Origin of the sequence: Solimonas fluminis (genome assembly GCF_002930645.1) — a bacterium.
Lineage (GTDB): Bacteria > Pseudomonadota > Gammaproteobacteria > Nevskiales > Nevskiaceae > Solimonas_A > Solimonas_A fluminis.
The window spans coordinates 67,356-91,110 of the sequence record NZ_PSNW01000001.1; the positions used below are offsets into that span (position 1 = coordinate 67,356).

The window sequence follows — 23,755 nt, forward strand, 5'->3', positions numbered from 1 at the left end:
GGGGCGGGCCGCTATCCGTCCGCCAGCACGCAGCGGTTCTTGCCGCCGCGCTTGGCCCGGTACATGGCGTCGTCGGCGGCGCGGATCAGGGCATCGCGCGGCTTCGCGCCCGCCTCTGCCGCCTGCGACGAATGGCAGGCGACGCCGATGCTGGCACCCACCGTCACCCGGATGTCCGGACCCAGGTCGTAGGGCTCGCGCAACATCATACACAGCTCCTCCGCCGCCTTGAGCGCCACGCCCGGCACGTCCATGGCCTCCTCCAGGATCACCGCGAACTCGTCGCCGCCAAGGCGGGCCACCGTGTCGGACTTGCGCATGCGCGACAGCAGGCGCGCCGCGATCGCCTGCAGCAGCTGGTCGCCCGCCAGGTGGCCGTGGGTGTCGTTGACCGGCTTGAAGCCGTCGATGTCGATGTACAGCAGCGCGAACGGCCGCTGCGCGCGCCGCGAACGCTCCAGCGCGCCGTCGAGCCGGTCCAGGAACAGGGCGCGGTTCGGCAGGCCGGTAAGCGCGTCATGCGTGGCCTCATGGCGCACCTGCTCCTCGGCACGCTTGCGGATCGCCACCTCGCTTTCCAGTTCACGCACCAGCTGCTGCAGCTGCTGCTTGCGCCGGTACAGTTCGAGGAACACGCGCACCTTGGACAGCAGGATGGTGTCGTTGATCGGCTTGGCGATGTAGTCCACGGCACCGAAGCTGTAGCCCTTGAGCCGGTTGAGGTCATCGACCATCGCGGCCGTCACGAAGATCACCGGCGTGTCGCGGGTACTGTCCTCGCCGGCCAGGTGGCTGGCCACCTCGAAGCCGTCCATGTCCGGCATGTTGACGTCCAGCAGCACCAGCGCGAACTCATGGTCCAGCGTGGCGGCCAGGGCGGCATTGCCCGAATCGGCCTCGACCAGTTCCGCATCGACCTTCGACAGCAGACGCCGCATGGCGACCAGGTTGGCCGGCGTGTCGTCCACGACCAGGATCTTGGGGCGAGACAGCTCGGTCATGCGGCAGGCCTCCCGGCCAGTTTCATGAGAAGGGGGGCGATGCCCGCAAGGGGCAGCAGATGGTCGGCACCGGCCAGGCGCAGCGCCGCGGCGGGCATCTCCGGCGCCTCGGCCTCCGCCGGGTCCTGCACGATCAGCTTGCCGCCCAGTCCGCGCACCTGGGCCGCGCCGCGCGCGCCGTCATCGTTGGCGCCGGTCAGCAGCACGGCGACCAGTTGCTCGCGCCAGACCTCGGCCGCGGACGCGAACAGCACGTCGGCCGAAGGCCGCACATGGCAGACGCGCTCGTCCACCGACAGCGAGAAATGCCGCCGGTGCTCGACCAGCAGGTGATAGCGCGGCGGCGCCAGGTAGACATGTCCGGGCAGCACCGGCTCTCGCGCCCGGGCCTCGCTGACCGGCAGGGCGCAGCTGTCGCGCAGCAGGCTCACCAGCATGCCGAAGCCCTCGGTGCCGGTGTGCTGCACCACGATCACGCTGGGCCGGAAGCCGGCATCGAGCCCGCGCAGCAGTCTGCGCAGCGCCGCCACTCCGCCGGTGGAGGCGCCCACCACGCAGGCCTCCATCACGGCACCGCCTTCGGTGCCACGCGGCGGAACACCGGCAGTTCGCGGCTCAGCAGCTGGAAGTCAGCCGCCACCGCGGAAAAGCTGAGGGATTCCTTGATGCCGATGCAGAGATAGCCGCCCCGCACCAGGCTGTCGCGGAACAGGCCCAGCACCCGGTCCTGCAGCGGGTCGGTGAAGTAGATCAGCACGTTGCGGCACAGGATCAGGTGCATTTCGCCGAACACGCCGTCGGAGACCAGGTTGTGGTTGGCGAAGGTGATGTGCGCACGCAGCTCGTCGTGCATCTTCAGGTAATCGTACTTCTCGGTGCAGTAGTCCTGCAGCCGCGCCTTGCCGCCGGCCTTGCGGTAGTTCTCCAGGTACAGCGGCATCTCACGCGACGGATAGATGCCCTCCTGGGCCTTGGCCAGCGCCGCGTCGCTGAAATCGGTGGCATAGATCTGGGCGCGCTCGTACATGCCGGCCTCGCGCAGCAGGATCGCCATCGAGTAGGCCTCCTCGCCGTGGGCGCAGCCTGCCTGCCAGATATTGATATGCGGATAGCTGGCCAGCTGGGGCAGTACGTGCTCGCGCAGCGCGACGAAGGTCTGGGGCTCGCGGAACAGTTCCGACACCGGCACCGACAGGCGCTCGATCACCGCATGGATGAAGCCGTCGTCATGGATCACCCGCTCGGTCAGCTCGGATACGGAGCGCAGGTGCAGGGCGGTCGCAAGGCCCAGGACCCGCCGCTTGAACGAGGCCGGGGCGTACTGCCCGAAATCGTAGCCGTGGCGCTTGCGCAAGGCCTCGACGAAGAGCGCGATCTCGATGTCCTGGCGATCGGTCAAATGCATTTCAACCTCGATTCATGCCGCCATCCATGGCGAGACCTCAGTCGCCTCAATAAGCCCCCGCCCGGCCATCCATGGCGGGGCGTTCGGCGGAACAGGAGTCCGCTGGACTCTCTTCAATTCCCGCCTCACCCCAGCAGCGCCTGCATCTGGACGACCAGTTGTTCCACGTCGATCGGCTTGGAGCAGTAGTCGTTGGCACCGGCCTCCAGGCATTTCTCGCGGTCGCCGACCATGGCCTTGGCCGTGACCGCGATGATCGGCAGCGATCGCCATGAATCCCGCTCGCGGATGCGCCGGATGGTTTCGTAGCCGTCCATGCCCGGCATCATGATGTCCATCAGCACCAGGTCGATCTCGGGATTCGATTCGAGCTGGGCGATGGCCTTGTACCCGTCCTGGGCCATCAGCACCTTCAGCCCGCGGCTGCGCAGCGCCTTGGACAGTGCGAAGATGTTGCGCATGTCGTCGTCCACCACCAGCACGGTCTTGCCGCCGAAGCTGGCCGCCGCCGGCCGCGGCGGCGTGGCCAGCGGCGCGCCCACCTTGCGGATGCTATGCAGGAACAGCGTGACCTCGTCCAGCAGGCGCTGCGGCGAGGGCGCACTCTTGAGCACGATGGTTTCGGTGTACTCGCGCAGGCGCATGCCCTCCTCGCGCGTCAGCTCCCGCCCGGAATGGATCACCACCGCCGGCAGCGGGCCGCGGGCGCTGGCCCGTTCCAGGAACTGGAAGCCGTCCATGCCGGGCAGGCCCAGGTCGAGGATCAGCAGGTCGTAGGCCTCCCGCGCGGTGCGTTCCAGCGCCTCCTCGGCGCTGCCGACCTCGTCGATCTGCACCGACTCGCCGCGCAGCATCTCGCGCACCAGTCGGCGGTCGGCGGGACTGTCGTCGATGATCAGGATGCGGCGCGCGCCGGCAGGCAGGCCCGGCAGCCCGTCGAACACGCGCTCCACGTCCTCGCGGGCCACCGGCTTCTTCAGGTAACCCGCCGCGCCGGCGGCACGCGCCTGGCCTTCCGCGTCGGCGCCGGAGATGAAATGCACGGGGATTCCGGCCGTGAGCGGATCCGACTGCAGGCGTTCCATCACCTGCCAGCCGTCCATCTTCGGCAGGCCGATGTCGAGCAGGATGCCGGCGGGCCGGTGCCGCCGCGCCAGCGCCAGGCCGGATTCCCCGTCGTGCGCCACCAGGGCGCGGTAGTGGCGGCCGCGCGCCAGTCCGGCCAGCACCTCGGCGAACTGCGCGTCGTCCTCCACGATGAGGATGGTGGTGCCCGGGGCCTCGGCGGGCGGCTCGGCCACCGGGGGTGCCGGCAACACCACCGGCTCCGCAGGAGGAGCCGCCGCCACGGCGGGACGCGCTGCTACGGGGGCGTTCTCCGCCGGAACCGCCGCCGGCAGGCTCACCGAGAACGTGGAGCCCTGCCCCGGCGCGCTTTCCAGCCGCACCTCGCCGCCCAGCAGTTCCGCCAGTGCCTTGACGATCGACAGGCCCAGCCCGGTGCCGCCGTAGCGGCGGCTGGTACCGGAGTCGGCCTGCTCGAAGGCCTGGAAGATGCGGGCCAGCTTCTCCTGCGGGATGCCGATGCCGGTATCCCGGACGCGCAGCAACACGCCGCCGGCATGCTTTCCCTCACCGATCGGCAGCATTTCGAGCCGCACGCCGCCCTGGTGGGTGAACTTGAAGGCATTGGACAGCAGGTTGGCCAGGATCTGGTTGATGCGCGTGCCGTCCGAATGGATCGAGGCCGGAAGTCCCGGCGCGCGGAACACCTCCAGCGTGAGCTTCTTCTGCTCCGCCACGGGACGGAAGTTGCGCTCGGCGCCGGCGGCCAATGCCGCCAGGTTCACGTCCTCGGCCACTACCTGCATCTTGCCCGCCTCGACCTTGGACAGGTCGAGGATGTCGTTGATCAGGTTGAGCAGGTTGCGGCCGCTGTCATGGACGATGCCGGCGCTTTCCACCTGCTCGGCCGTGAGATTGCCGTCCTCGTTGTCGGCCAGTCCCTTGGACAGGATCAGCAGGCTGTTCAGCGGCGTGCGCAGCTCATGCGACATGTTGGCCAGGAATTCGCTCTTGTAGCGGCTGGCCTGCTCCAGGTCGACGGCCTTTTCCTCCAGCTCGGCCTGGGCCTGCTCCAGCGCCTGCTTCTGCGACTGCAGGGCCTGCCCGCGCTCCTCCAGGCTGCTGTTGGCGACGCGCAGCTCCTCCGCCTGCACCCGCAGCTCCTCCTCGCTGGCGCGCAGGCGCTGGCCCTGCTCCTCCAGCAGCTGGGATTTCTCGCGCAGGGCCTCGTTGGTGGCGCGCAGCTCCTCCTGCTGCGCCCGCAGGGCCTCGTCGGAGGCCTGCAGTTCCTCCTTCTGGTACTGCGTCTGCCGCAGCAGCTCCATGGTCGCCAGGCCGCGCTCCAGGGTTTCCAGCACCAGGGCGGCAAAGCTCGTGGCCTGGCCGAGGAAGTCCGCCTGCAGCGTGCCGGGCTCGGTGAAATAGGCCAGCTCGATCACGCCGATGACGCGCTCGCGGCCGGCCAGCGGCAACAGGCGCAGGGATGGCGGCGCCATCTCGCCCAGGCCGCTGCGCACGCGCAGGTAGGATTCCGGCAACTCGCGCACCACGCGCGGCTGCCCGTCCTGGGCCACCTGCCCGACCAGCCCCTCGCCCCGCGCATAGCTGCGCTGGCCGCTGCCGCCCGGCAGGCTGTAGGCCCCCGAAGGCTCGTAGCGCTGGTGCGCCTCGTCCCAGCGGAAGAACACGGCGCAGACGGCGCCGCTGTTGGTGCTGAGGCACTCGGCCAGGCGTTCGCCGAACTGCTGCGGCGTGCTGCAGGCCTGCAAGGCCACCGACAGTTCGCCGAGACGGGTCTGCAGCCATTCGCGGCCGGCCAGCTCATCGGTGCTGCGGCGGAACACCTCCAGGCCGCGCGCCAGCGCGCCGATCTCGTCGGCGTGGCCGCGGTAGGGGACCTCCAGCTTCGTGTCGCCGGCGGACAGGCGCGACATCAGCGCGGTGAGCTGCGTGACCGGCCGCGTCACCGTGCGCGCCACGACCCACAGCGACAGCGCCACGAAGCCGAGCCCCGCCGCCAGCATCAGGACGATCAGCTCCCGGGTGCGATCCAGGCGCGCCTGCAGGTGCGCGGCGCGCTCCTGCAGCAGGTCGCGCTCGTGCTTCTGCATCTGCCCCACCAGGACCCGGATGCCGTCGACGATGCGCTTGCCCTTGCCGCTGCGCACCAGGGCCAGTTCGGCATCCTCGTCGTCGCGGCGCTTGTGCTCCAGGACCACCTCGGCGAACTCGCCGCGCCAGCGCAGCATGTCGCTGCGCCACTGCTGCAGCAGGCCCTGTTGCCGCGGATCGTCGGTGGTCAGCTCCTGGAGATCGCGCCAGGATTGCTCGAAATGCTCGCCGCCGAGGCGATAGGGCTGCAGGAATTCGTCCTTCGAGGACAGCAGGTAGCCGCGCAGCCCGGTCTCCTGATCCAGCACCAGCACGAACAGGGCATCGATGGCCTGCAGCACCTTCTCCGAGCGGTCGGTGGCGGCGCGCGCCTGGTCGACCTCGGACAGCGCCGCGCGGAACATCAGGGCGCTGCCGGCGAACAGCAGCAGGATCACCGCGAAGGCCAGGCCCAGCCGCGCCTGGATGCCCAGAACGCGCCGCAGCGGCGCAGGCAGGCGGCGGCGTTCGCCGCTCACGCCCGGCCCGCCGCCAGCTTCTGGCGGATGAAGTCATGATGGGGAACGTACAGCAGGTCGGCGACGCGCCGGATCAGCAGCTCCTCCTCCGGATGCACGCGCCCATCGGCATGGGCCACCCGCCACATGCCGCCGATCAGGTCGCGCTTGTCCTCGGCATCCAGCGCCGCGTTGAGTTCGGCGACGAAGGCATGCAGCGAGACGTTGCGGCGCACTTCGCCCTCGGCTTCCGCCAGCAGGGCATCCAGGGCCGCCTCCTCCAGCGCGCAGAGATCGCGCAGGATGCCGCGCGCCGCGAGGCGCTCGGCTTCGCTGTCGGCGAAATCCGCCCGCAGGGTCTCCACCAGCAGCACGGCGATCGCCAGCTCGCGGCGCGGGGCCGCCGCTTCCGGGCGGCGCCCCCCCAGGGCTCTAGCCAGCTTGTCCCACACGGCCGTGCGGCTCAGCCGGTGCCGCTCAGAACGAGGCGCCGAGCAGCAGGTTGAAGCTGTCGCGGCCTTCGATGTGCTCGTACTCCGGCGTGATGTCGAAGATCAGCAGGCCGAAGCGCAGGCCGACGAAGAAGCGGCTGGCGTCGACTTCCTCCTTGTCCAGCAGCGCCACGCCCTTGGGGTCGAGCTCGGACCAGACGTAGCCGTAGCCGGCATAAGGAGTCAGGAAGGCGAAGCCCTTGGAGATCGACACGTCCAGCCCCATGGCTTCGTAGTCGAGATCGTCGATGCCGCTGCTGCGGGTATAGGTGCCGCGCACGGCGAGCGCCGGCTCGGCGACGCCGCCCTCGAGGATGGCCCAGCGCACTTCGCCGCCGTAGAGGTCGGCATCTGCGCCCGGCACGGTGGCGTAGAAGGCGCCAAGGTCGATGCCGAAGGGCAGGCCCTTGCGCAGCACCACGCCGGCCATGCCGATGGCGTCCACGTCTTCGCCGGTCAGGCGGTTCCAAGCGCCCGGATCGTCAACGTCGACATAGGTCGCGAAGGCGCCGATGCCGATGCCGGTGATGCCGGTGGCTTCCGACGGGCCCAGGGCCTTGTAGTTCAGCGCGGCCGTGATGTCCTCGGCGACGGAGCGGAAGTCGGCCTGGCAGGTGGTCGGATCGACGCAGGTCAGGTCGAAGTCGGCGTCGAAGGCGGAGGCCTGCGTGGCGCCGGTGGCGAGTGCGAGGGCAAGAAGCAGACGGCGCATGACGATCTCCTCAGGAACAATGCGATTCGTTTCGTAGTACCGCCGAGGATAGCATCGCTCAGGGGCCTGTCGCCCATTCCCCGCTGCGCTGCGATCGGGAAACGGGCCGCAAGCCCTAGGCGGCGGACTGGAGGAACGGCAGCAGCACGGTGCTGATGTCCTGCAGGCGGCCGTGGAAGAAGTGGCCGGCTCCGTCCACCGTCACCAGCTGCGGCGGCGGCGAGTACTCCGCCAGAATCTCCCGCGTCTCCTCGTAGCTGACCGTGTCGTCGTCGCGGCTGTGCACGACCAGCCAGGGGCAGCCCGGGTGCGGCGGCGGCGCCTCGCCGCCGAAGTACTTGCCGAAGGGCGGCGCGATGCTGACCAGCGCGTCCGGCCGCAGCTGCGCCGCCGCCTTCAGCGCGACGAAGGCGCCGAAGGAGAAGCCCGCCAGCACGCGCGGGCCGGCCGGCAGCAACTCCCGCATCAGGCCGGCCAGGAACAGGACGTCACCGGTTTCGCCGCGGCCCTCGTCGTGCAGGCCGGCGCTGCGGCCCACCCCGCGGAAGTTGAAGCGCAGCGTCGCCAGCCCCGCCTGCAATGCGCCGGACGACAGGGTGTAGACCACCTTGTTGCTCATGGCCCCGCCGAACAGCGGGTGCGGATGGCAGATCACGGCGAAGCCCCGCGGCGCCGCGCCCCGGGGTGCCGACAACAGGGCCTCGATGCGCCCCGCGGGGCCATCGATCAGCCACTCGCTGCTCTGTCCGGGCTGCGGCAGTTCCACCGGTCATTCCTCATGTGGGTCCAAGGCCGCGATTCTGCACGACTCTTGCCTCGGCGAGTATGCCTGCTATAGTTCAAGACACTTGAATAAATATCGTGTCGGGGGAGTTACACATGCGCACCTGGATCATCTCGGCAGCTGCCGCCGCACTGTTTGCGACCGCAGGCTCGGCCGCAGCCGCGGACTACAACGACAAGCAGCCCGAGTTCAAGGCCTACTTCGACCTGAAGTTCGACGGTCGCGGCAGCGATGCGCAGCAGCTGAACTACGGCCTGCGCATGGATCATGACCGCCGCTTCCTCGAGGCGCCGCGCCCGGCGATCGCGCAACTCGACTTCCGCGCCGGCAAGCAGGCCGGCCTGGAGAAGTTCGAACTCAACGGCGCCCCGCTGGTGGAGCGCAAGGCCGAGCTGAACCAGGATGGCGAAGTCCAGTACGGCACGATCGACTGGGCCCTGATCGCCGCCGCCGTGGTGGGCGTGGGCTGGATCGCCTACGAGACCTTCGACAACGACGAGAGCCCGAGCCCGCCGAAGCCGGACCCCGAAAATCCGCCGCCGACGGGAGGTCCGCAGCTTCCTGGCACGGTCGGCGAACTAATCGGCCTGGTCCCTGGCCTGGGCGATATCCTCGCTCCTTACGTCGAAGGCGGCCTCGACACGATCCTCTCGCTGCCTGCCAACACGCCGCTGGCGGGCCTCGTGGATCTGGTGGACGGCGGCCTGAACACGGTCGTCCGTGAACTGCTGCCGTTCCTGCCGGGCAGCAGCCTGGCGGACGAATCGCGCCTCAAGGCCGAGATCGAACGCCACACCCCGGCCTACCAAGCCTGGCTCGACGGCGGCACTGGCCACATGGGCGATCTGCTTTCGGCGCACTAGAATAGGCATGCGTTCCACCCAAGGGGAGCCGCAGGCTCCCCTTGTCGTTTCCGCCGACTGAAAACCGCCGACGATGAGTCCCGATTTCGCCGCCCGTCACCCGCGCCTCGCCGAATTGTTCGGCCTCGACCTGCGCAGCCTGGCCCTGTTCCGCGCGCTGCTCGGCGGCATCCTGTTCTGGCTCAGCCTCGGCAGCCTCTGCGACCTGTCGGCCCTGTACAGCGACGGCGGCGTGCTGCCGCGGGGCTGGGTCATGGCCTCCGACAGCCCCTGGCGCCTGTCGCTCTACTTCCTCAACGGCACGGCGCTGTTCTCCGGCCTGCTGCTGCTGGTCCAGGTGGCGCTGGCGGCGATGCTGGCCCTGGGCTGGCGCACGCGGCTGGCCGCCGTGCTGGGTTTCGTGCTGCAGGCTTCGGTGGTCAGCCGCGCGCCGCTGGCGGCCGGCGCCGCCGACCTGCTGCTGACCTGCCTGCTGTTCTGGTCCGCCTTCCTGCCGCTGGGCAGCCGCTGGTCGGTGGACGCGGCGCTGGCGGCCCGCCCCCCTCCGCCGGAAAACCTGCATGTCTCCTGGGCCGGCGCCGGCCTGCTGCTGCAGGTGCTGTCGGTCTACTTCTTTTCGGCGCTGCTGCGCAGCGGCCCCGAATGGCGCGGGGAAGGCACGGCGCTCTACTACCTGCTGTCCCTCGACGGCCAGGCCACCGCCCTGGGACGCTGGCTGCTGGAGGCTCCGGGCCTGCTGGAAGTCCTGACGCCGGCACTCTGGTGGCTGTCGCTGCTCGCCGCCCCGCTGGCCCTGCTGCCGCTGGCCAGCCGCCACGGCCGGGCGCTGCTGCTGCCCTTGCTGGCGCTGATGCAGCTGCTCCTGCTGCTGAGCCTGCGGCAAGGGGCCCTGCCGCTGCTGGGCCTGGCCGGCCTGGCGGTCCTGCTCGGCCCCGGCTTCTGGCAGTGGACCGCCGGCCGCCGGCCGCCGGCCGCCGGCCTGCGGATCTACCATGACCGCGACCGGCCCGCGAGCCTGCGCAACAGCCTTCTGCTGCAGCAGTTCCTGGTGCTGCCGCAGGCACAGCTCGGCGCCGCGCAGGATGCGCCGCGTGCCCGCGCGCTGCTGCAGGCCAACCGCTCCTGGGTGGTGATCGACATCGACGACCAGGCCTACCTGCGCTGGGCGGCACTGGCGACGCTGCTGCGCCATTCGCCGCTGCTGTCCTGGCTGCACCGCCCGGCGAAGCTGCCCGCGGTAGAGCGCCTGGGCGATCGCCTCCACGGCTGGCTCGCCGCCCGCCCGGCCGGCGCGGCGCGACCGGGGCGCGAAATCCGCTGGGAGACGCCGCCGGGCTGGCAGCGCGTCGCTGCCGTCTTCCTGGTGCTGATCCTGGCCTGGAATGCCACCACCGTCGGCTGGCTGCCGGGCGCGGTGCAGCGGCTGCTGGCGCCGCCGCTGCAGGCTCTGCGTCTGGACCAGTCCTGGGGCCTGGATGCCCCCTCGCCTTCCCGCGACGGAGGCTGGTTCGTCGCCGCCGGTCGCACGGCGCAGGGCCGCGAGATCGACTTGCTGCGGCCTCGGGCCGCGCCCGATTTCAGCCAGGCGGCCGTCTATGGCGACGGCCAGCGCTGGCAGCGCCTGCGCGACCGGCTGGCACTGGATGCCTATGCCGCCCACCGCCCCTACTATGCGCGCTGGCTCTGCCGCCGCTGGAACGCCGGCCCGGACGAAGCCTTGAGCAGCGTCCGCCTGGTGCACGTCCTGCGCCCCACGCCGCCGCCCGGCGGCGCCGCCACCCAGCCCGAGCAGCGCATCCTGCTGCAGCAGGAATGCGCCGCGCGAGGTTGAGATGGGCCTGATCGACATTGGAGCGAACCTCGCCCACGACAGCTTCGACGCCGACTTCGAACCGATGCTCCACCGGGCCTGGCAGGCCGGCCTGGAAGCGATCGTGATCACCGGCAGCTCCTTCGACAGCAATGCCAGAGCCCTGGCCCTGGCGCGGCAGCACCCGGGGCGGCTCTACGCCACCGCCGGCCTGCACCCGCACCATGCCAGCGAATGGAGCGGTGAACTGGCCGCGCAGATCCGTGAACTGGCCGGACACCCCGAGGTGGTCTCGCTCGGCGAATGCGGCCTGGACTACAACCGCAACTATTCCCCCCACGAGGAGCAGCGGCGCGCCTTCGAGGCCCAGCTGCGGATCGCCGTGGAAACGGGCAAGCCGCTGTTCCTGCACCAGCGCGATGCGCACGCCGACTTCCTGGCGATGCTGCGGGAGTTCCGTCCGCTACTGGGCGCGGTAGTGGTGCACTGCTTCACCGATACCCGCGAGGCGATGCAGGACTACCTGGCGCTGGACTGCCATATCGGCATCACCGGCTGGGTCTGCGACGAGCGTCGCGGCAAGGCGCTGTTCGAGGCGGTGCCCGGCATCCCGGACGAGCGCCTGCTGATCGAGACCGATGCGCCGTATCTCCTGCCGCGCAACGCGACGACGCAGCGGCGCGGCGACCGCCGCAACGAACCGGCGCTGCTGCCCTGGGTGGTGAAGGCACTGGCACAGGCACGCGGACAGACGGAACAGCACGTCGCCGCCATCAGCCGCGACAACGCGCGGCGCTTCTTCCGGCTGGACGCCTAGCCGCAGTACTTCCCCCAGCCTCCTCCCTGCTCCCGGCCAACGCGCCGCGCGCGGCCGTGCCGTCGCGCTCCCTGTCGATGGCCTGCAGTCACCCAAAGAAAAACCCCCGCCATCGCTGGCGGGGGTCTTCGTTCTGCTTGCCAACCGGGCGATTACTCGCCGCGGGTGCGAACCTCGACGCGACGGTTCTGGGCGCGGCCCTCGTCGGTCTCGTTGGTCGCGACCGGCTTGGACTCGCCGTAGGCGTAGGTGTTGATGCGCTTGCTGTCCACGCCCTTGCGGGTCAGGTACTGCTTGACCGAGTTGGCGCGGCGCTCCGACAGGGCCTGGTTGTAGGCGTCGGTGCCGATCCAGTCGGTATGGCCGGAGACGTCGACCTTCAGGCTCGGGTACTGCTGCGACAGACCACCGATGGCCTTGGACGCATTGTCCAGGATCGAGCGGGCGTAGTCGGTCAGGTCGGAGCGGTCGAACTCGAAGTGCACGTCCTCGAAGCGGCGGTTCGGGCCTTCGCCGGAGCCATCCTTCGCGCAGCCGCTGGAGTCGACCTTGACGCCCTTGGCGGTGCCCGGGCACTTGTCCAGCGCGTCCGGAATGCCGTCGCCGTCGGAATCAACCGGGCAGCCCTTGGAGTCGACCTTCACGCCCTTCGGGGTGTTGGGGCACAGGTCGGCGTCGTCGGGAATGCCGTCGCCGTCCGCATCCGGACCGCCGGCATCGCCCAGGCCCGAGCCCTTCGGGCCCAGGGCGGCGACCAGGCCGACCTTGATGACCGGCTCGAGCAGCGAGTCGTCCAGGCCCGGGATTTCGGTATCGACGTAGCGGTAGCGGGCATCCGCGCGGAAGCCATAGCGGCTTTCGTCGCCGAAGTACTTGAAGAAGCCGACGCCCAGGGTGCCGAACGGATCGGTGTCCTCCGGCTGGCCGGCAACGGTCTTGTTCTGGTTCTTCATCGCGCCGACGCCGAGGCTGACGTAGGGCGAGAAGGCGCGGTTGCGCGAGTAGAAGAACAGCGCGTCCAGATGGCCGCCCAGCTCACGGAATTCGTTGGTGCCGCCGTTGTCGGCCTCGAACTGGTTCCAGAAACCGCCGAACTCCAGGCCCCAGTGCTTGCTCAGGGCCTTGCCGGCGCTGAACGCGTAGCCGTTGCTGGAGTCGGACGCACGATCGGCCTGATCGGCAAGCACCGTCTGGTAACCACCGAAAATATAGGGGCGCGTCTCGTCGGCCGCGACCGCCGGCAGCGCAATCGCCGCCAGGGCCAGGGTCAGAGCTGCGCGGGTTGTCTTATTCATTTTGAATCTCCAACCTGAAGATGAAAGCTGCCAAGAGTGTGGGGGTAATGACCCGCAAGCGAGTGCATTATGCATTCGCTTGTTGCAGCGCAGCAACAGTCCTTGCGAAACCGTGGCTGGCTGAAAATATACTTGGATGCCCATTCAGGCTCCCCCGTCTGCGGATTTTGCCTGCCCCCCGGCGGATTTACCAGTCCTTTTTCCAGTCTTTTGATGATCTTCCAACGGATTTCCTGTGACCGAATTCCTTGCTGAGTATGGTCTGTTCCTGGCCAAGACCCTGACCTGGGCGGCGGCCCTGCTGGCCGTGGCGGCCGGCCTGGCCGCCATCCTGCGCCACGCGCGCCCCGGCCACGGCCCCGACCGGCTGGAGGTCCGCAACCTCAACGAGCGCTATGAGCAGATGGCCGACATCCTCAACGCCGACCTGCTCTCCGAAGAGGAGTTCAAGCGGCTGCGCAAGCAGCAGAAGGCCGAGGAGAAGGCCCGCCGCAAGGCCGCCAAGCGCGGTGAGCCGGCGCCGCGCCCGCGGATCTTCACCCTGAGCTTCGACGGCGACCTCGCCGCCCACGCGGTGGACTCCCTGCGGGAGGAGATCAGCGCCCTGCTGCAGGTGGCGCGCGATCGTGACGAGGTGCTGCTGCGCCTGGAGAGCGAGGGCGGCATGGTGCACGCCTACGGCCTGGCGGCCTCGCAGCTGCAGCGCATCCGCGGCCGCGGCCTGAAGCTGACCGTGGCGATCGACAAGGTGGCCGCCAGCGGCGGCTACATGATGGCCTGCGTCGCCGACCGCATCCTGGCGGCGCCCTTCGCCATCGTCGGGTCCATCGGCGTGGTGGCGCAGCTGCCGAACTTCCACCGGGTGCTGAAGAAGCACGACATCGACGTGGAGCTGCATACTGCCGGCGAGTTCAAGCGCACCCTCACGCTGTTCGGCGAGAACACCGAGGCGGGCCGCGAGAAGTTCCGGGAGGAGCTGGAGGCCACGCACGTGCTGTTCAAGTCCTTCGTGTCCGGCAACCGACCCCAGCTGGAGATCGACCGCGTCGCCACCGGCGAGCACTGGTACGGCAGCCAGGCCCTGGAGCTGAAGCTGGTCGACCACCTGCAGACCAGCGATGATTACCTGCTGGAGCGCAAGGCCGACGCCGACCTCTACGAGCTGAGCTTCAAGCGGCGCCACCCGCTGTCCGAGCGCTTGGCCCAGGGGCTGGTGCGGCTGGGCACGGGCTTGCGCGGCGGCATGGAGAAGGCCCTAGCCCCTTGAAACGGCCGCGGCCGGCCGCAACCTGAACCCCCGACTGGCACCACAAGAACCTGGAGAAGGACATGAAACTGACCAGCACGAGCTTCCGCAACAACGGCGTACTCCCCGGCCGCCTCGCCTTCTGCGTCAAGGACCCGAAGCAGCGGGTGCGCCTGTCGAAGAACCTGAACCCGCAACTGGCCTGGAGCGGCGCGCCGGAGGGCACCCGGTCCTTCGTGCTGCTGTGCGTGGACGGCGATGTGCCGACCCGCCCGGACGACGTCAACCAGCCCGGCCGCGAGGTGCCCTTCGACCTGCCGCGCGGCGAATTCCTGCACTGGGCGGTGGTCGATATCCCGGCGACGGTCTCCGAGATCGCCGAGGGCAGTTGCTCGGCCGGCGTGACCGCTCGCGGCAAGGCCTCCCCGGAAGGCCCCGCGGGCAGCCGCCAGGGGCAGAACGACTACACCGGCTGGTTCAAGGGCGACGCCGGCATGGAAGGCAGCTACCTGGGCTACGACGGCCCCTGCCCGCCCTGGAACGATTCGCGGGTCCACCATTACCGCTTCGAGCTGTATGCCACCGACCTGGAGGCGGCCCCGGTGAAGGGCGCCTTTGGCCTGGCCGAGGTGCGCAAGGCCCTGGAGGGCCATGTGCTGGCCCAGGCCCGGCTGACCGGCCGCTACAGCCTGAACCCCCGCTTCAGCCTGAAATAAGCAGGCCGCGGCAGGAAACTCGCTGCAGGCTGCAAGGTCATAGCGATCGCCGCCCGTTGGCGGCTCTTCCCAGAGAACCACCCGATGTCACGCAACTTTGCGATCAAGATTTTCGCGCCGCTGGCCGTGTCGGCCTCGATCATCGGCGCCGCTGCGCTACTGTCCGGCAACCCGGAGCGGGCCCACGCGGACCTGCCGCCGGTCGGCGCGGTGGTCCAGGCCGTGCCCCCCGTGCAGGGCGTGCCTTCGCTGGCGCCGATGCTCAAGGCGGTGATGCCGGCGGTGGTCAACATCTCGGTCACGTCCAAGGTCGAGATCCAGAACCCGCTGATGCAGGATCCCTTCTTCCGCCGCTTCTTCGGCGCGCCCGAGCAGCAGCAACCGCAGGAACGCGAGTCCCAGGCCATCGGCTCGGGCGTGGTGGTGGATGCCGCCAAGGGCTATGTCATCACCAACAGCCACGTGGTGGCCGAGGCCGACAGCATCTCCGTGCGCCTCAACGACGACCGCGAGTTCGACGCCAAGCTGATCGGCAAGGACCCGGACACCGACGTGGCCGTGCTGCAGATCAAGGCGGACAACCTGACCGCGCTGAAGATGGCGGATTCCGACCAGCTGCAGGTCGGTGACTTCGTCGTCGCCATCGGCTCGCCCTTCGGCCTGCGCCAGACGGTGACCTCGGGCATCGTCTCGGGCCTGTCGCGCCAGACCGGCATCAGCGAGGGCGGCTACGAGGACTTCATCCAGACCGATGCCTCGATCAATCCGGGCAATTCCGGCGGCGCCCTGATCAACCTGCGCGGCGAGCTGGTCGGCATCCCCAGCAACATCCTGTCGCGCTCGGGCGGCAACATCGGCATCGGCTTCGCGATCCCGACCAACCTGGCCCGCGAGGTCATGAGCCAGCTGGTGTCCAACGGCGAGATCCAGCGCGGTCGCATCGGCATCAACGGCCAGGACCTGACCCCCGACCTGGCCAAGGCCTTCGGCCTGACCAGCACCCGCGGCGCGGTCATCACCCGCGTGCTGCCCAAGTCCCCCGCCGACAAGGCCGGCCTGAAGTCCGAGGACGTGATCCTGGAAGCCAACGGCCGCGCGGTCGAGAACTTCGCCCAGCTGCGCAACCGCGTGGGGCTGATGCGCATCGGCGACAAGGTGACGCTCAAGGTGCTGCGCGACGGCAAGCCGCGCGAGGTCACGGTCAGCATCGGCAAGGAAGAGGAGATCGCCGCCGACAGCGATAACCTGCACCCGCAGCTCAAGGGCGCCACCTTCGCCCCGCTGGACGAGTCGGCGCGCCAGAACGCCGGCGACACCCGCGGCGTGCTGGTGCAGGCGGTGGAGCCGCGCTCCCCGGCCGCCCGCGCCGGCCTGCGCCCGGGAGACATCGTCATCGCGGTCAACCGCCGCCCGGTTCAGGACCTGGAGGACTTCTCCAAGCTGGCCAATCCCAAGGCGCCGGAACTGCTGCTGCACGTCCGCCGCGGCCCGGGAGCCCTGTTCATCCTGATCCGCTAGTGCCGGACAGGGGTTTCCGGCTGTAGGGAATCCCCAACTGTCTTAGGATGGGCGACGGACTTATACTTCGGTCCGTCGCCCATTTTTTGCCCGTGACCGGCATGCTCGAAGAAGAAGTCCAACAGCTCGAGGAACGCACGCAGCGCCTGCTGGCCGCCTACCGGCAGGCCCGGCTGGAGCAGAAGCGCGCGCTGCAGGAACGTGACCGCCTGCTGGCGCTCAACGCCGAGCTGCGCCGCCGCATCGAGGGCATCGTCGAGAGAGTGCGCATGCTGGAATCCGAGCAGGAGTCGTCCCAATGAGCCCGACGCCCAAGGACCGCAACAGCGAGGAACCCCTGAGCGTCACCGTGCGCATCATGGGCAAGGAGTACGCCGTGGCCTGCCCTCCCGAGGAGCACGAGGCGCTGGTCAAGTCGGCCGACTACCTCAACGAGCGCATGAGCACCATCCGCAAGCGCGGCAAGGCCCTGGGCAGCGAGCGCATCGCCGTCATGGCGGCCCTCAACATCGCGCGCGAACTGCTTGAACTCAAAGGCGTCGAGGGCGTCACGCAGGTCAACCCCGAGGCGCTGGCCAAGCTGCGCCAGATGTCGCTCGACATCGACTCCACGCTGTCGCTGGAATAAGGCGGCGCAGCCGCCGCGCGGTGCGGCAAAGCCGACGACGGACCGCCTGCGGAGGCATTCGATGGTATCCTTGTGCCAGGTGTCTCCTGCGGTGTTCGATGTCGGCTTGGTACCCTTGAGCCTATTTAAACACCCAGGGAGCTTTACCCGTGGCTGGCGTGCAGGCCCACCCCGCAGTGGGAAGCCCAATGCCCGGCGCGGCGCCCACTTGAGACTAAGTCTCAAGGTCAAAAGCCGATGACGGCACCGGCGGGAGACACCGCTGATTCCAAGACGCAGCTGCGGCGCGAGTTCCGCCGCCTGCGCCGGACGCTGGGCCCCGCACAGCGCCGCCGCGCCGCCGCTCGGGCCGCCGCGAGATTCGCCCGCAGCCTCCTGTTCCGCCGGGCGCGCCAGCTGGCGCTGTACCTCGCCCATGGCAGCGAGCTCGATACCCTGCCCCTGCTGCATCGCTGCCATGCCGCCGGCAAGGCGGTCTATGTGCCGCGCGTGCTGGACGGACACCGCATGCGCTTCGAACGCTACGCCCCGGGCACGCGCCTGCGCCGCAACCGCTACGGCATCCTCGAGCCGGCCATTCGCGGCGCGCGCCGCGGGCCGATGCGCCTGGACCTGGTGGTGGTGCCGCTGACCGCCTTCGACGCCAGGGGGCATCGCCTGGGCGCCGGCGGCGGCTACTACGACCGCGCCTTCGCGGGACGGCGCGGCAGCCGCCCCCGGCTGGTGGGTTACGCTTACGCGCTGCAGCAGGCGCCCGCCCTGCCGGCCGAACCCTGGGACGTGCGGCTGGATGCCGTCGTCACCGACAAGACCCTATTCGTTTTCAGGAGCTGATGCCGTGGCCTACTGGCTGATGAAGTCGGAACCCGACTGTTTCTCGATCGACGATCTCAAGGCGAAGAAGACCGCGCCCTGGGACGGCGTGCGCAACTACCAGGTGCGCAACATGTTCCGCGACGACATGAAGCCGGGCGACCTCGCCTTCTTCTACCACTCCTCCTGCGAGGTGCCGGGCATCTACGGCGTGATGAAGATCGCCTCGGTGGCCTACCCCGACCCGACGCAGTTCGACCCCAAGGCCGATCACTACGACCCCAAGTCGAAGAAGGAAGAGCCGCGCTGGCTGCTGGTGGACGTCAGCTTCCAGCGCAAGCTCAAGCATCCGATCACGCTGGCGCAGATGCGCGACGACCGCAAGCTCGCCCATTTCCGCCTGCTCGCTCCGGGCAACCGCCTCTCGGTGATTCCGGTGGGCAAAGAGCACTGGGAGCACATCCTGTCGCTGGAGTGAGACGGTTTTCCGCCGGGCGAGGGGAAAGTTCCGCCCGTTAAGCGTTGAGCAAGGCGCCGCGCACCAGTCTTGAACCTCCACCAGCACATGGAGGTGCGACATGCGGATCAGGACGATTGCGGCGGCGGTACTGTTGACGAGCCTGGCGGGCACCGCGGCAGCGGCGGAGATGGGCGGTTATCTCGGCGCCAGCTACGGCCGTGCCAGCTTCGACAACGACGATTTCGACGGCTCCGACGACGGCTACAAGATCATGGCCGGCGGCTATGCCGGCATCATCGGCGGCGAGATCGGCTACGTGAACTTCGGCAACCTGGGCGGCGACAGCGACGGCCCGGACGCCGATGCCTGGACGCTGGCCGTCACGGCCGGCATCCCGCTGGGCGAGATCGCGCGCATCTACGGCAAGGTCGGCTACGCCTTCGCCGAGGTCGACGGCCAGTCGGTGTCCGAGGAGATCGACGACGACAAGGACAACCTGTTCTACGGCGCCGGCGTGACCTTCCCCATCGCGCAGAACTTCGCGCTCAAGGCCGAGTACGAGCGCTACGAGGTCGGCAACTCCGATCTCGACATGGCTTCGGCGGGTCTCGAGTTCCGCTTCTGAAGCGAGGGGTCCCCGCCCGGCCAGGGAAGGCCGGGCGGGGGCCCGTCCACCCTTCGACAAGCGGGGCAACCGGCGGGCTGCGGCGCCCGATCAGGCCCCGGTGCCCAGGAACAGGTTGTACGCGGGGTTGTCGCTTTCCTCGACGTACTCGTAGCCGAGTTCGTCGAGCGAGCGGCGGCACTCCGCCCATTCCTTCTTCGGCACCTGCAGGCCGCAGAGCACGCGCCCATAGGCGGCGCCATGGTTGCGGTAATGGAACAGCGAGATGTTCCAGCGCGAGCCCACCGCCTGCAGGAAGTCCAGCGCGGCGCCCGGACGCTCAGGGAACTCGAAGCGGAACAGGCGCTCGTCGGCCAGGCCCGGGCAGCGTCCGCCGACCATGAAGCGCACGTGCAGCTTGGCCATTTCGTTGCCGGTCATGTCGGTCACGGGGTAGCCATGCTCGCGCAGCGCCGCGATGATCGCCTCGCGCTCGGCCTGCCCCTCGGTCAGCCTCACGCCCAGGAAGACATGCGCTTCCCTGGGCGAGGCGTAGCGGTAGTTGAACTCCGTCACCGTGCGCCGCCCGATCTGCTTCAGGAACTGCTTGAAGCTGCCGGGCCGCTCGGGAATCGTCACCGCCAGCAGGGCCTCGGCGTCGTCGCCCAGTTCGGCGCGCTCGGCGATGTGACGCAGGCGGTCGAAGTTGACGTTGGCACCGGAGATGACCGCCGCCAGCGTCTTGCCGGTGACGCCCTTCTCCTGCACCCAGCGCTTGATGCCCGCCACGGCCAGCGCGCCGGCCGGCTCCGGCAGGGCGCGCTTCTCGTAGAACATGTCGCGGATCGCGGCGCTGATCTCGTCGACGCTGACCAGGATCGTCTCGTCCACCAGGTGGCGGGCCACCCGGAAGGTCTCCTCGCCGATCTGCTTCACCGCCACGCCGTCGGCGAACAGGCCGACCTGCGGCAGCGTCACGCGCCGGCCGGCCTTCCAGGCGGCGTCGAAGCAGTTCGAATCCTCGGGCTCCACCGCGATGACGCGGGTCTTGGGACTCAGGGCCTTGATCCAGGCCGCGATGCCGGCCAGCAGGCCGCCGCCGCCTACGGGCACGAAAACCGCGTCGATCGGCTCCGGGTACTGCTCCAGCATTTCCCGCGCGATGGTGCCCTGCCCGGCGATCACTTCAGGATCGTCGTAGGGGTGGACCATGGTCATGCCCTTCTCTTCGACCAGCTTCAGGGCATGCTCGCGGGCATCGTCGTAGGCGTCGCCGTGCAGGATCGCCTTGCCGCCCAGGGCCTTGACCGAGTCCACCTTCAGCTGCGGCGTCGTCCGGGGCATGACGATCCAGGCCGTCAGGCCCAGGCGGCGGGCCGCCAGCGCCACGCCCTGGGCATGGTTCCCGGCCGAAGCGGTGATGACCCCGCGGGCCCGCTCGGCGTCGCTGAGCCGGGCAATCTTGTTGTAGGCCCCGCGCAGCTTGAAGGAATGGACCGGCTGCAGGTCCTCGCGCTTGAGCAGCACCCGGTTCTGCAGGCGGGCGGACAGCTTCGGCGCCTCCTCGAAAGGCGAGACGATGGCGACGTCGTAGACCCGGGCGTCCTCGATGCGGGCGCGGTAGCCGTTCAGGATCTTCTGGACGTCCGCGGAGGGTTTCTTCTGGCTCATAGTGTTGGCGGGCAGGGTGCAATATCATACGCTCCCTTTTTGCTGCACCCTGCCGGACACCCCCTAGACAACGATGCTGCAGACGATTGCCTTCATTGGCGGCGGCAACATGGCGGCCAGCCTGATCGGCGGCCTGATCGCCGCCGGCCACCCGGCGGAGCGCCTGCGCGTAGCGGAGCCCCTGCCCGAGCGCGCCGAGTGGCTGCGCCGGCAGTTCGGCCTGCAGGTGCGGTCCACCGCGGCCGAGGTGGTCCCGGGCGCCGGCGCGCTGGTCCTGGCGGTCAAGCCCCAGCAGATGGGCGAGGCCCTGGCGGGCCTGCAGGCCGACCCCGGCTGCGTGGTGGTGTCCGTGGCCGCCGGCGTCCGCCTGGCGCGCCTGCGCCGCGCCCTGGGTGATGCCGCCCACTACGTGCGCACCATGCCCAACACCCCGGCCCTGATCGGCAAGGGCATCACCGGCCTCTATGCCGCCGACGGCACCCCCGCCGCCGCCCGGGAACTGGCCGAGAGCGTGCTGGCTACCGCCGGCGCCACGGTGTGGCTGCGGCGCGAGGAGGACATCGACGCGGTTACCGCGCTGTCCGGCTCCGGCCCGGCCTACTTCTTCCTGCTGACCGAGGCGCTGCGCGAGGCCGGCGAAAAGCTGGGCCTGGACCGCGACACCGCCGCCCGGCTGGCCCTGCACACCTTTGCCGGCTCGGCGCAGATGGCGGCGGCCGAGGGCGCGCGCGACGTGGTCGAACTGCGCGCCCAGGTCACCTCCAAGGGCGGCACCACCGAGGCCGCCGTGAAATCCCTGGAAGCCGCCGGCCTGCGCCGCAGCTTCGACGAGGCCCTGGCCGCCGCCGCGAACCGCAGCCGCGAGCTGGGCGACCTGCTCGATGCACAGTCCTGAGGAACGATGATGGGCGCCAACGCGACCAACGCGCTGTACTTCCTCGTCACCGCGGTCTTCGACATCGTGATGTGGCTGTTCCTGCTGCGCATCATCCTGCAGTTCGTGCGCGCAGACTTCTACAACCCGCTGTCGCAGATGATCTGGAAGGCCACGCGCTACCCGACGGACCAGCTGCGCCGCGTGCTGCCGCCCTGGCGCAACTTCAACGTCGGCGTGCTGCTGGTGGTGTTCCTGATCGCGCTGGTCTACGTGCACACGATCAGCGGCATCCTCAACCTGCGCCTGAGCCGCTACCCGGCCATGTGGTATGCGCTGCTCAAGCTGGTGACGATGACGCTCAACCTCTACACGCTGACCATCGCCATCCAGGCCATCCTGTCCTGGCTGGGCCCGGGCGTGAACAATCCGGCCAGCAACGTGCTGTGGAGCATGAACGAGCCCCTGCTGCGCCCGGTGCGCCGCCTGCTGCCGCAGTCGGGGCTGGACCTGTCGCCCCTGCTGGTGGCGCTGGCCCTGCAGGTGGTGGTGCGCCTGGTCCCGCTGCCCGGCATGTTCCGATGAGCCCAGCCTACCCTGCCGACTCGGTCGGCCTGGTACAGCCGTTCAAGCTGCTGATCCGCCAGCCCCTGGCCCTGGACTGCGGCCGCACGCTGCCGCAGCACGAGCTGATGGTGGAAACCTACGGCCAGCTCAACGCCGCGCGCTCCAACGCCATCCTGATCTGCCATGCCCTGTCCGGCGACCATCACGTGGCCGGCTACCACGAGGGCAGCAAGAAGCCGGGCTGGTGGGACAACTGCGTGGGCCCGGGCAAGCCGATCGACACCGACCGCTTCTTCGTGGTGGCGCTCAACAATCTCGGCGGCTGCCGCGGCTCGACCGGCCCCAACACGATCAACCCGGAAACCGGCAAGCCCTGGGGGCCCGATTTCCCGCTGGTGACGGCACGCGACTGGGTGCGTTCGCAGGCCCTGCTGGCCGACGAACTCGGCATCGCCCGCTGGGCCGCGATCATCGGCGGCAGCCTCGGCGGCATGCAGGTCATGCAGTGGACCATCGAGTTCCCGGAGCGGGTGCGCCATGCCTGCGTCATCGCGGCAGCGCCGAAGATCTCCGCGCAGAACATCGCCTTCAACGAGATCGCCCGCCAGGCCATCCTGTCGGACCCGGAGTTCCACGGCGGCCATTTCTACGAGCAGGGCGTGGTGCCCGCGCGCGGCCTCAAGCTGGCGCGCATGCTGGGCCACATCACCTACCTGTCCGACGAGGCCATGCGCGCCAAGTTCGGCCGCGAGCTGAAGACGGCGGAGCCGAGCTACAACTTCGACGTCGAGTTCGAGGTGGAAAGCTACCTGCGCTACCAGGGGCAGTCCTTCGTGGACCGCTTCGACGCCAACACCTACCTGATCATGACCAAGGCGCTGGACTACTTCGATCCGGCGCGCGAGTACGGCAACGACCTGGCGGCGGCCTTCCGCCGCGCCACGGCGAAGTTCCTGGTGGTGGCCTTCTCCTCCGACTGGCGCTTCTCGCCGCAGCGCTCGCGCGAGATCGTCAAGGCCCTGGTCGACGCCGGCCGCGACGTGTCCTACGCGCTGATCGATTCGCAGCTGGGCCACGACGATTTCCTGATGCCGATCCCGCAGTACCACCGCGTGCTGCGCGGCTACCTCGCCCGCGTGGCGCAGGAGATCGCATGAGCACCACCCTGCGTCCCGACCTTGCGCTGATCTGCGACTGGATCAAGCCCGGTTCGCGCATCCTGGATCTGGGCTGCGGCGACGGCGAGCTGCTGGCGCACCTGGCGCACACGCACAACGTCACCGGCTACGGCCTGGAGATCGATCCGGAGAAGGTCGCCTCCTGCGTCGAGCGGGGCGTCAACGTCATCCAGGCCGACCTCGACGAGGGCCTCAAGGGCTTCGAGTCGCAGTCCTTCGACTACGTGGTGATGACCCAGGCCCTGCAGGCGTTGCAGCGCCCGGACCTGGCGATCGAGGAAATCCTGCGCGTCGGCCGCTTCGGCATCGTCACCTTCCCCAACTTCGGCCACTGGCGCGTGCGCCTGGGCCTGGCCGGCGGACGCATGCCGATCACGCCGGTGCTCGACGAGCGCTGGTACGACACGCCGAACATCCATCTCTGCTCGGTGGACGATTTCGAGCGGCTCTGCGAGGACATCGGCTGGCGCATCCTGGACCGCCGCATGCTGGACCGCAGCCACCGCGAGGGCTGGCGCATCCGGCTGCGTCCCAACCTGTTCGGCGAAGTGGCGCTGTACCTGCTGCAGGACAAGGAACCCGCGCCGGACCGATAGCCGCCGGGGGACGGGTGCAAAGCAGAAGGCCC

The 23,755-nt window shown here is 69.4% G+C and carries 24 protein-coding genes and 1 other RNA gene; 16 read left to right on the forward strand and 9 right to left on the reverse strand.

The window, feature by feature from the left end:
* Positions 1 to 11 precede the first annotated feature (11 nt).
* From C3942_RS00240 to C3942_RS00270, 7 genes are all read right to left on the reverse strand, one after another.
* Positions 12 to 1,001, reverse strand: a complete 990-nt coding sequence (locus tag C3942_RS00240; RefSeq protein ID WP_104228331.1) for a diguanylate cyclase domain-containing protein — start codon at positions 999 to 1,001, stop codon at positions 12 to 14.
* Positions 998 to 1,567 (reverse strand): chemotaxis protein CheB, encoded by a 570-nt coding sequence (locus C3942_RS00245; protein ID WP_104228332.1) that lies wholly within the window; start codon positions 1,565 to 1,567, stop codon positions 998 to 1,000. Before C3942_RS00245 ends, C3942_RS00240 begins: the two co-directional genes overlap by 4 nt.
* A complete protein-coding gene (locus C3942_RS00250; protein WP_104228333.1) occupies positions 1,567 to 2,406 on the reverse strand; it encodes a CheR family methyltransferase in 840 nt (279 codons plus the stop codon). Before C3942_RS00250 ends, C3942_RS00245 begins: the two co-directional genes overlap by 1 nt.
* Positions 2,407 to 2,531: 125 nt before the next feature.
* The gene (locus C3942_RS00255; RefSeq protein WP_104228334.1) at positions 2,532 to 6,101 is read right to left on the reverse strand and encodes a response regulator; all 3,570 of its coding nucleotides are present in this window, start codon (positions 6,099 to 6,101) and stop codon (positions 2,532 to 2,534) included.
* On the reverse strand, positions 6,098 to 6,532 hold the full coding sequence (locus tag C3942_RS00260) for a tellurite resistance TerB family protein (RefSeq protein ID WP_165797256.1): 435 nt from the start codon (positions 6,530 to 6,532) through the stop codon (positions 6,098 to 6,100). The genes C3942_RS00255 and C3942_RS00260 overlap by 4 nt, the downstream gene beginning before the upstream one ends.
* 25 nt (positions 6,533 to 6,557) lie before the next feature.
* Complete coding sequence (locus C3942_RS00265) at positions 6,558 to 7,283, reverse strand: hypothetical protein (RefSeq protein WP_104228336.1); 726 nt, start codon at positions 7,281 to 7,283, stop codon at positions 6,558 to 6,560.
* 115 nt (positions 7,284 to 7,398) lie between these two features.
* Positions 7,399 to 8,049, reverse strand: coding sequence for an alpha/beta hydrolase (locus C3942_RS00270; protein ID WP_104228337.1), 651 nt, complete (start codon positions 8,047 to 8,049; stop codon positions 7,399 to 7,401).
* Positions 8,050 to 8,162: 113 nt separating this feature from the next.
* Here C3942_RS00270 and C3942_RS00275 point away from each other — a divergent pair, with 113 nt between their 5' ends.
* The 3 genes from C3942_RS00275 to C3942_RS00285 all read left to right on the forward strand — a co-directional run bounded on the left by C3942_RS00275 (position 8,163) and on the right by C3942_RS00285 (position 11,557).
* Positions 8,163 to 8,930: a hypothetical protein gene (locus C3942_RS00275; RefSeq protein WP_104228338.1), complete on the forward strand. Its 768-nt coding sequence runs from the start codon at positions 8,163 to 8,165 to the stop codon at positions 8,928 to 8,930.
* A gap of 73 nt (positions 8,931 to 9,003) precedes the next feature.
* Positions 9,004 to 10,761, forward strand: coding sequence for an HTTM domain-containing protein (locus C3942_RS00280; protein WP_104228339.1), 1,758 nt, complete (start codon positions 9,004 to 9,006; stop codon positions 10,759 to 10,761).
* A gap of 1 nt (position 10,762) precedes the next feature.
* Positions 10,763 to 11,557 carry a TatD family hydrolase gene (locus tag C3942_RS00285; protein WP_104228340.1) on the forward strand — a complete coding sequence of 265 codons (795 nt, stop codon included), beginning with the start codon at positions 10,763 to 10,765 and terminating at the stop codon, positions 11,555 to 11,557.
* Between the two features lie 152 nt (positions 11,558 to 11,709).
* Here the strand turns inward: C3942_RS00285 and C3942_RS00290 are convergent, their stop codons facing one another.
* The gene (locus C3942_RS00290) at positions 11,710 to 12,852 is read right to left on the reverse strand and encodes an OmpA family protein (protein ID WP_165797257.1); all 1,143 of its coding nucleotides are present in this window, start codon (positions 12,850 to 12,852) and stop codon (positions 11,710 to 11,712) included.
* A gap of 235 nt (positions 12,853 to 13,087) precedes the next feature.
* Here C3942_RS00290 and sohB point away from each other — a divergent pair, with 235 nt between their 5' ends.
* The 9 genes from sohB to C3942_RS00335 all read left to right on the forward strand — a co-directional run bounded on the left by sohB (position 13,088) and on the right by C3942_RS00335 (position 18,858).
* Positions 13,088 to 14,119, forward strand: coding sequence for a protease SohB (gene sohB, locus C3942_RS00295; protein ID WP_104228342.1), 1,032 nt, complete (start codon positions 13,088 to 13,090; stop codon positions 14,117 to 14,119).
* Between the two features lie 62 nt (positions 14,120 to 14,181).
* The gene (locus C3942_RS00300) at positions 14,182 to 14,814 is read left to right on the forward strand and encodes a YbhB/YbcL family Raf kinase inhibitor-like protein (protein WP_104228343.1); all 633 of its coding nucleotides are present in this window, start codon (positions 14,182 to 14,184) and stop codon (positions 14,812 to 14,814) included.
* An 84-nt stretch (positions 14,815 to 14,898) separates the two neighbouring features.
* Positions 14,899 to 16,332 (forward strand): DegQ family serine endoprotease, encoded by a 1,434-nt coding sequence (locus tag C3942_RS00305; RefSeq protein WP_104228344.1) that lies wholly within the window; start codon positions 14,899 to 14,901, stop codon positions 16,330 to 16,332.
* 101 nt (positions 16,333 to 16,433) lie between these two features.
* On the forward strand, positions 16,434 to 16,634 hold the full coding sequence (locus tag C3942_RS00310; RefSeq protein ID WP_104228972.1) for a hypothetical protein: 201 nt from the start codon (positions 16,434 to 16,436) through the stop codon (positions 16,632 to 16,634).
* On the forward strand, positions 16,631 to 16,960 hold the full coding sequence (locus C3942_RS00315) for a cell division protein ZapA (RefSeq protein WP_104228345.1): 330 nt from the start codon (positions 16,631 to 16,633) through the stop codon (positions 16,958 to 16,960). Before C3942_RS00310 ends, C3942_RS00315 begins: the two co-directional genes overlap by 4 nt.
* Positions 16,961 to 17,040: 80 nt before the next feature.
* A non-coding RNA gene (gene ssrS, locus C3942_RS00320) (6S RNA) lies at positions 17,041 to 17,220 on the forward strand.
* Positions 17,221 to 17,272: 52 nt separating this feature from the next.
* Entirely contained in the window at positions 17,273 to 17,794 is a 522-nt protein-coding gene (locus tag C3942_RS00325; protein ID WP_243393504.1) for a 5-formyltetrahydrofolate cyclo-ligase, read from the forward strand.
* Positions 17,795 to 17,798: 4 nt separating this feature from the next.
* Positions 17,799 to 18,251, forward strand: coding sequence for an EVE domain-containing protein (locus tag C3942_RS00330; protein ID WP_104228347.1), 453 nt, complete (start codon positions 17,799 to 17,801; stop codon positions 18,249 to 18,251).
* Between the two features lie 100 nt (positions 18,252 to 18,351).
* A complete protein-coding gene (locus tag C3942_RS00335) occupies positions 18,352 to 18,858 on the forward strand; it encodes an outer membrane beta-barrel protein (RefSeq protein WP_104228348.1) in 507 nt (168 codons plus the stop codon).
* Between the two features lie 90 nt (positions 18,859 to 18,948).
* Here the strand turns inward: C3942_RS00335 and ilvA are convergent, their stop codons facing one another.
* A complete protein-coding gene (gene ilvA, locus C3942_RS00340) occupies positions 18,949 to 20,508 on the reverse strand; it encodes a threonine ammonia-lyase, biosynthetic (protein ID WP_104228349.1) in 1,560 nt (519 codons plus the stop codon).
* Between the two features lie 73 nt (positions 20,509 to 20,581).
* Here ilvA and proC point away from each other — a divergent pair, with 73 nt between their 5' ends.
* Genes proC through metW form a run of 4 tightly spaced genes read left to right on the forward strand, consistent with a single transcriptional unit; the run spans position 20,582 to position 23,723 of the window.
* Positions 20,582 to 21,403 carry a pyrroline-5-carboxylate reductase gene (proC, locus tag C3942_RS00345; protein WP_104228350.1) on the forward strand — a complete coding sequence of 274 codons (822 nt, stop codon included), beginning with the start codon at positions 20,582 to 20,584 and terminating at the stop codon, positions 21,401 to 21,403.
* Between the two features lie 9 nt (positions 21,404 to 21,412).
* Positions 21,413 to 21,967: a YggT family protein gene (locus C3942_RS00350; RefSeq protein ID WP_104228351.1), complete on the forward strand. Its 555-nt coding sequence runs from the start codon at positions 21,413 to 21,415 to the stop codon at positions 21,965 to 21,967.
* Complete coding sequence (metX, locus tag C3942_RS00355) at positions 21,964 to 23,106, forward strand: homoserine O-succinyltransferase MetX (protein ID WP_104228352.1); 1,143 nt, start codon at positions 21,964 to 21,966, stop codon at positions 23,104 to 23,106. Before C3942_RS00350 ends, metX begins: the two co-directional genes overlap by 4 nt.
* A gap of 8 nt (positions 23,107 to 23,114) precedes the next feature.
* On the forward strand, positions 23,115 to 23,723 hold the full coding sequence (metW, locus tag C3942_RS00360; protein WP_104228973.1) for a methionine biosynthesis protein MetW: 609 nt from the start codon (positions 23,115 to 23,117) through the stop codon (positions 23,721 to 23,723).
* Positions 23,724 to 23,755: the final 32 nt, after the last annotated feature.

Coding starts and splice junctions, on each gene's coding strand:
- C3942_RS00240 (WP_104228331.1), bottom strand. CDS start 1,001: ATGACCGAGCTGTCTCGCCCCAAGATCCTGGTCGTGGACGACACGCCG.
- C3942_RS00245 (WP_104228332.1), bottom strand. CDS start 1,567: ATGGAGGCCTGCGTGGTGGGCGCCTCCACCGGCGGAGTGGCGGCGCTG.
- C3942_RS00250 (WP_104228333.1), bottom strand. CDS start 2,406: ATGCATTTGACCGATCGCCAGGACATCGAGATCGCGCTCTTCGTCGAG.
- C3942_RS00265 (WP_104228336.1), bottom strand. CDS start 7,283: ATGCGCCGTCTGCTTCTTGCCCTCGCACTCGCCACCGGCGCCACGCAG.
- C3942_RS00275 (WP_104228338.1), top strand. CDS start 8,163: ATGCGCACCTGGATCATCTCGGCAGCTGCCGCCGCACTGTTTGCGACC.
- C3942_RS00280 (WP_104228339.1), top strand. CDS start 9,004: ATGAGTCCCGATTTCGCCGCCCGTCACCCGCGCCTCGCCGAATTGTTC.
- C3942_RS00285 (WP_104228340.1), top strand. CDS start 10,763: ATGGGCCTGATCGACATTGGAGCGAACCTCGCCCACGACAGCTTCGAC.
- C3942_RS00290 (WP_165797257.1), bottom strand. CDS start 12,852: ATGAATAAGACAACCCGCGCAGCTCTGACCCTGGCCCTGGCGGCGATT.
- C3942_RS00300 (WP_104228343.1), top strand. CDS start 14,182: ATGAAACTGACCAGCACGAGCTTCCGCAACAACGGCGTACTCCCCGGC.
- C3942_RS00305 (WP_104228344.1), top strand. CDS start 14,899: ATGTCACGCAACTTTGCGATCAAGATTTTCGCGCCGCTGGCCGTGTCG.
- C3942_RS00310 (WP_104228972.1), top strand. CDS start 16,434: ATGCTCGAAGAAGAAGTCCAACAGCTCGAGGAACGCACGCAGCGCCTG.
- C3942_RS00315 (WP_104228345.1), top strand. CDS start 16,631: ATGAGCCCGACGCCCAAGGACCGCAACAGCGAGGAACCCCTGAGCGTC.
- C3942_RS00335 (WP_104228348.1), top strand. CDS start 18,352: ATGCGGATCAGGACGATTGCGGCGGCGGTACTGTTGACGAGCCTGGCG.
- ilvA (WP_104228349.1), bottom strand. CDS start 20,508: ATGAGCCAGAAGAAACCCTCCGCGGACGTCCAGAAGATCCTGAACGGC.
- proC (WP_104228350.1), top strand. CDS start 20,582: ATGCTGCAGACGATTGCCTTCATTGGCGGCGGCAACATGGCGGCCAGC.
- C3942_RS00350 (WP_104228351.1), top strand. CDS start 21,413: ATGGGCGCCAACGCGACCAACGCGCTGTACTTCCTCGTCACCGCGGTC.
- metX (WP_104228352.1), top strand. CDS start 21,964: ATGAGCCCAGCCTACCCTGCCGACTCGGTCGGCCTGGTACAGCCGTTC.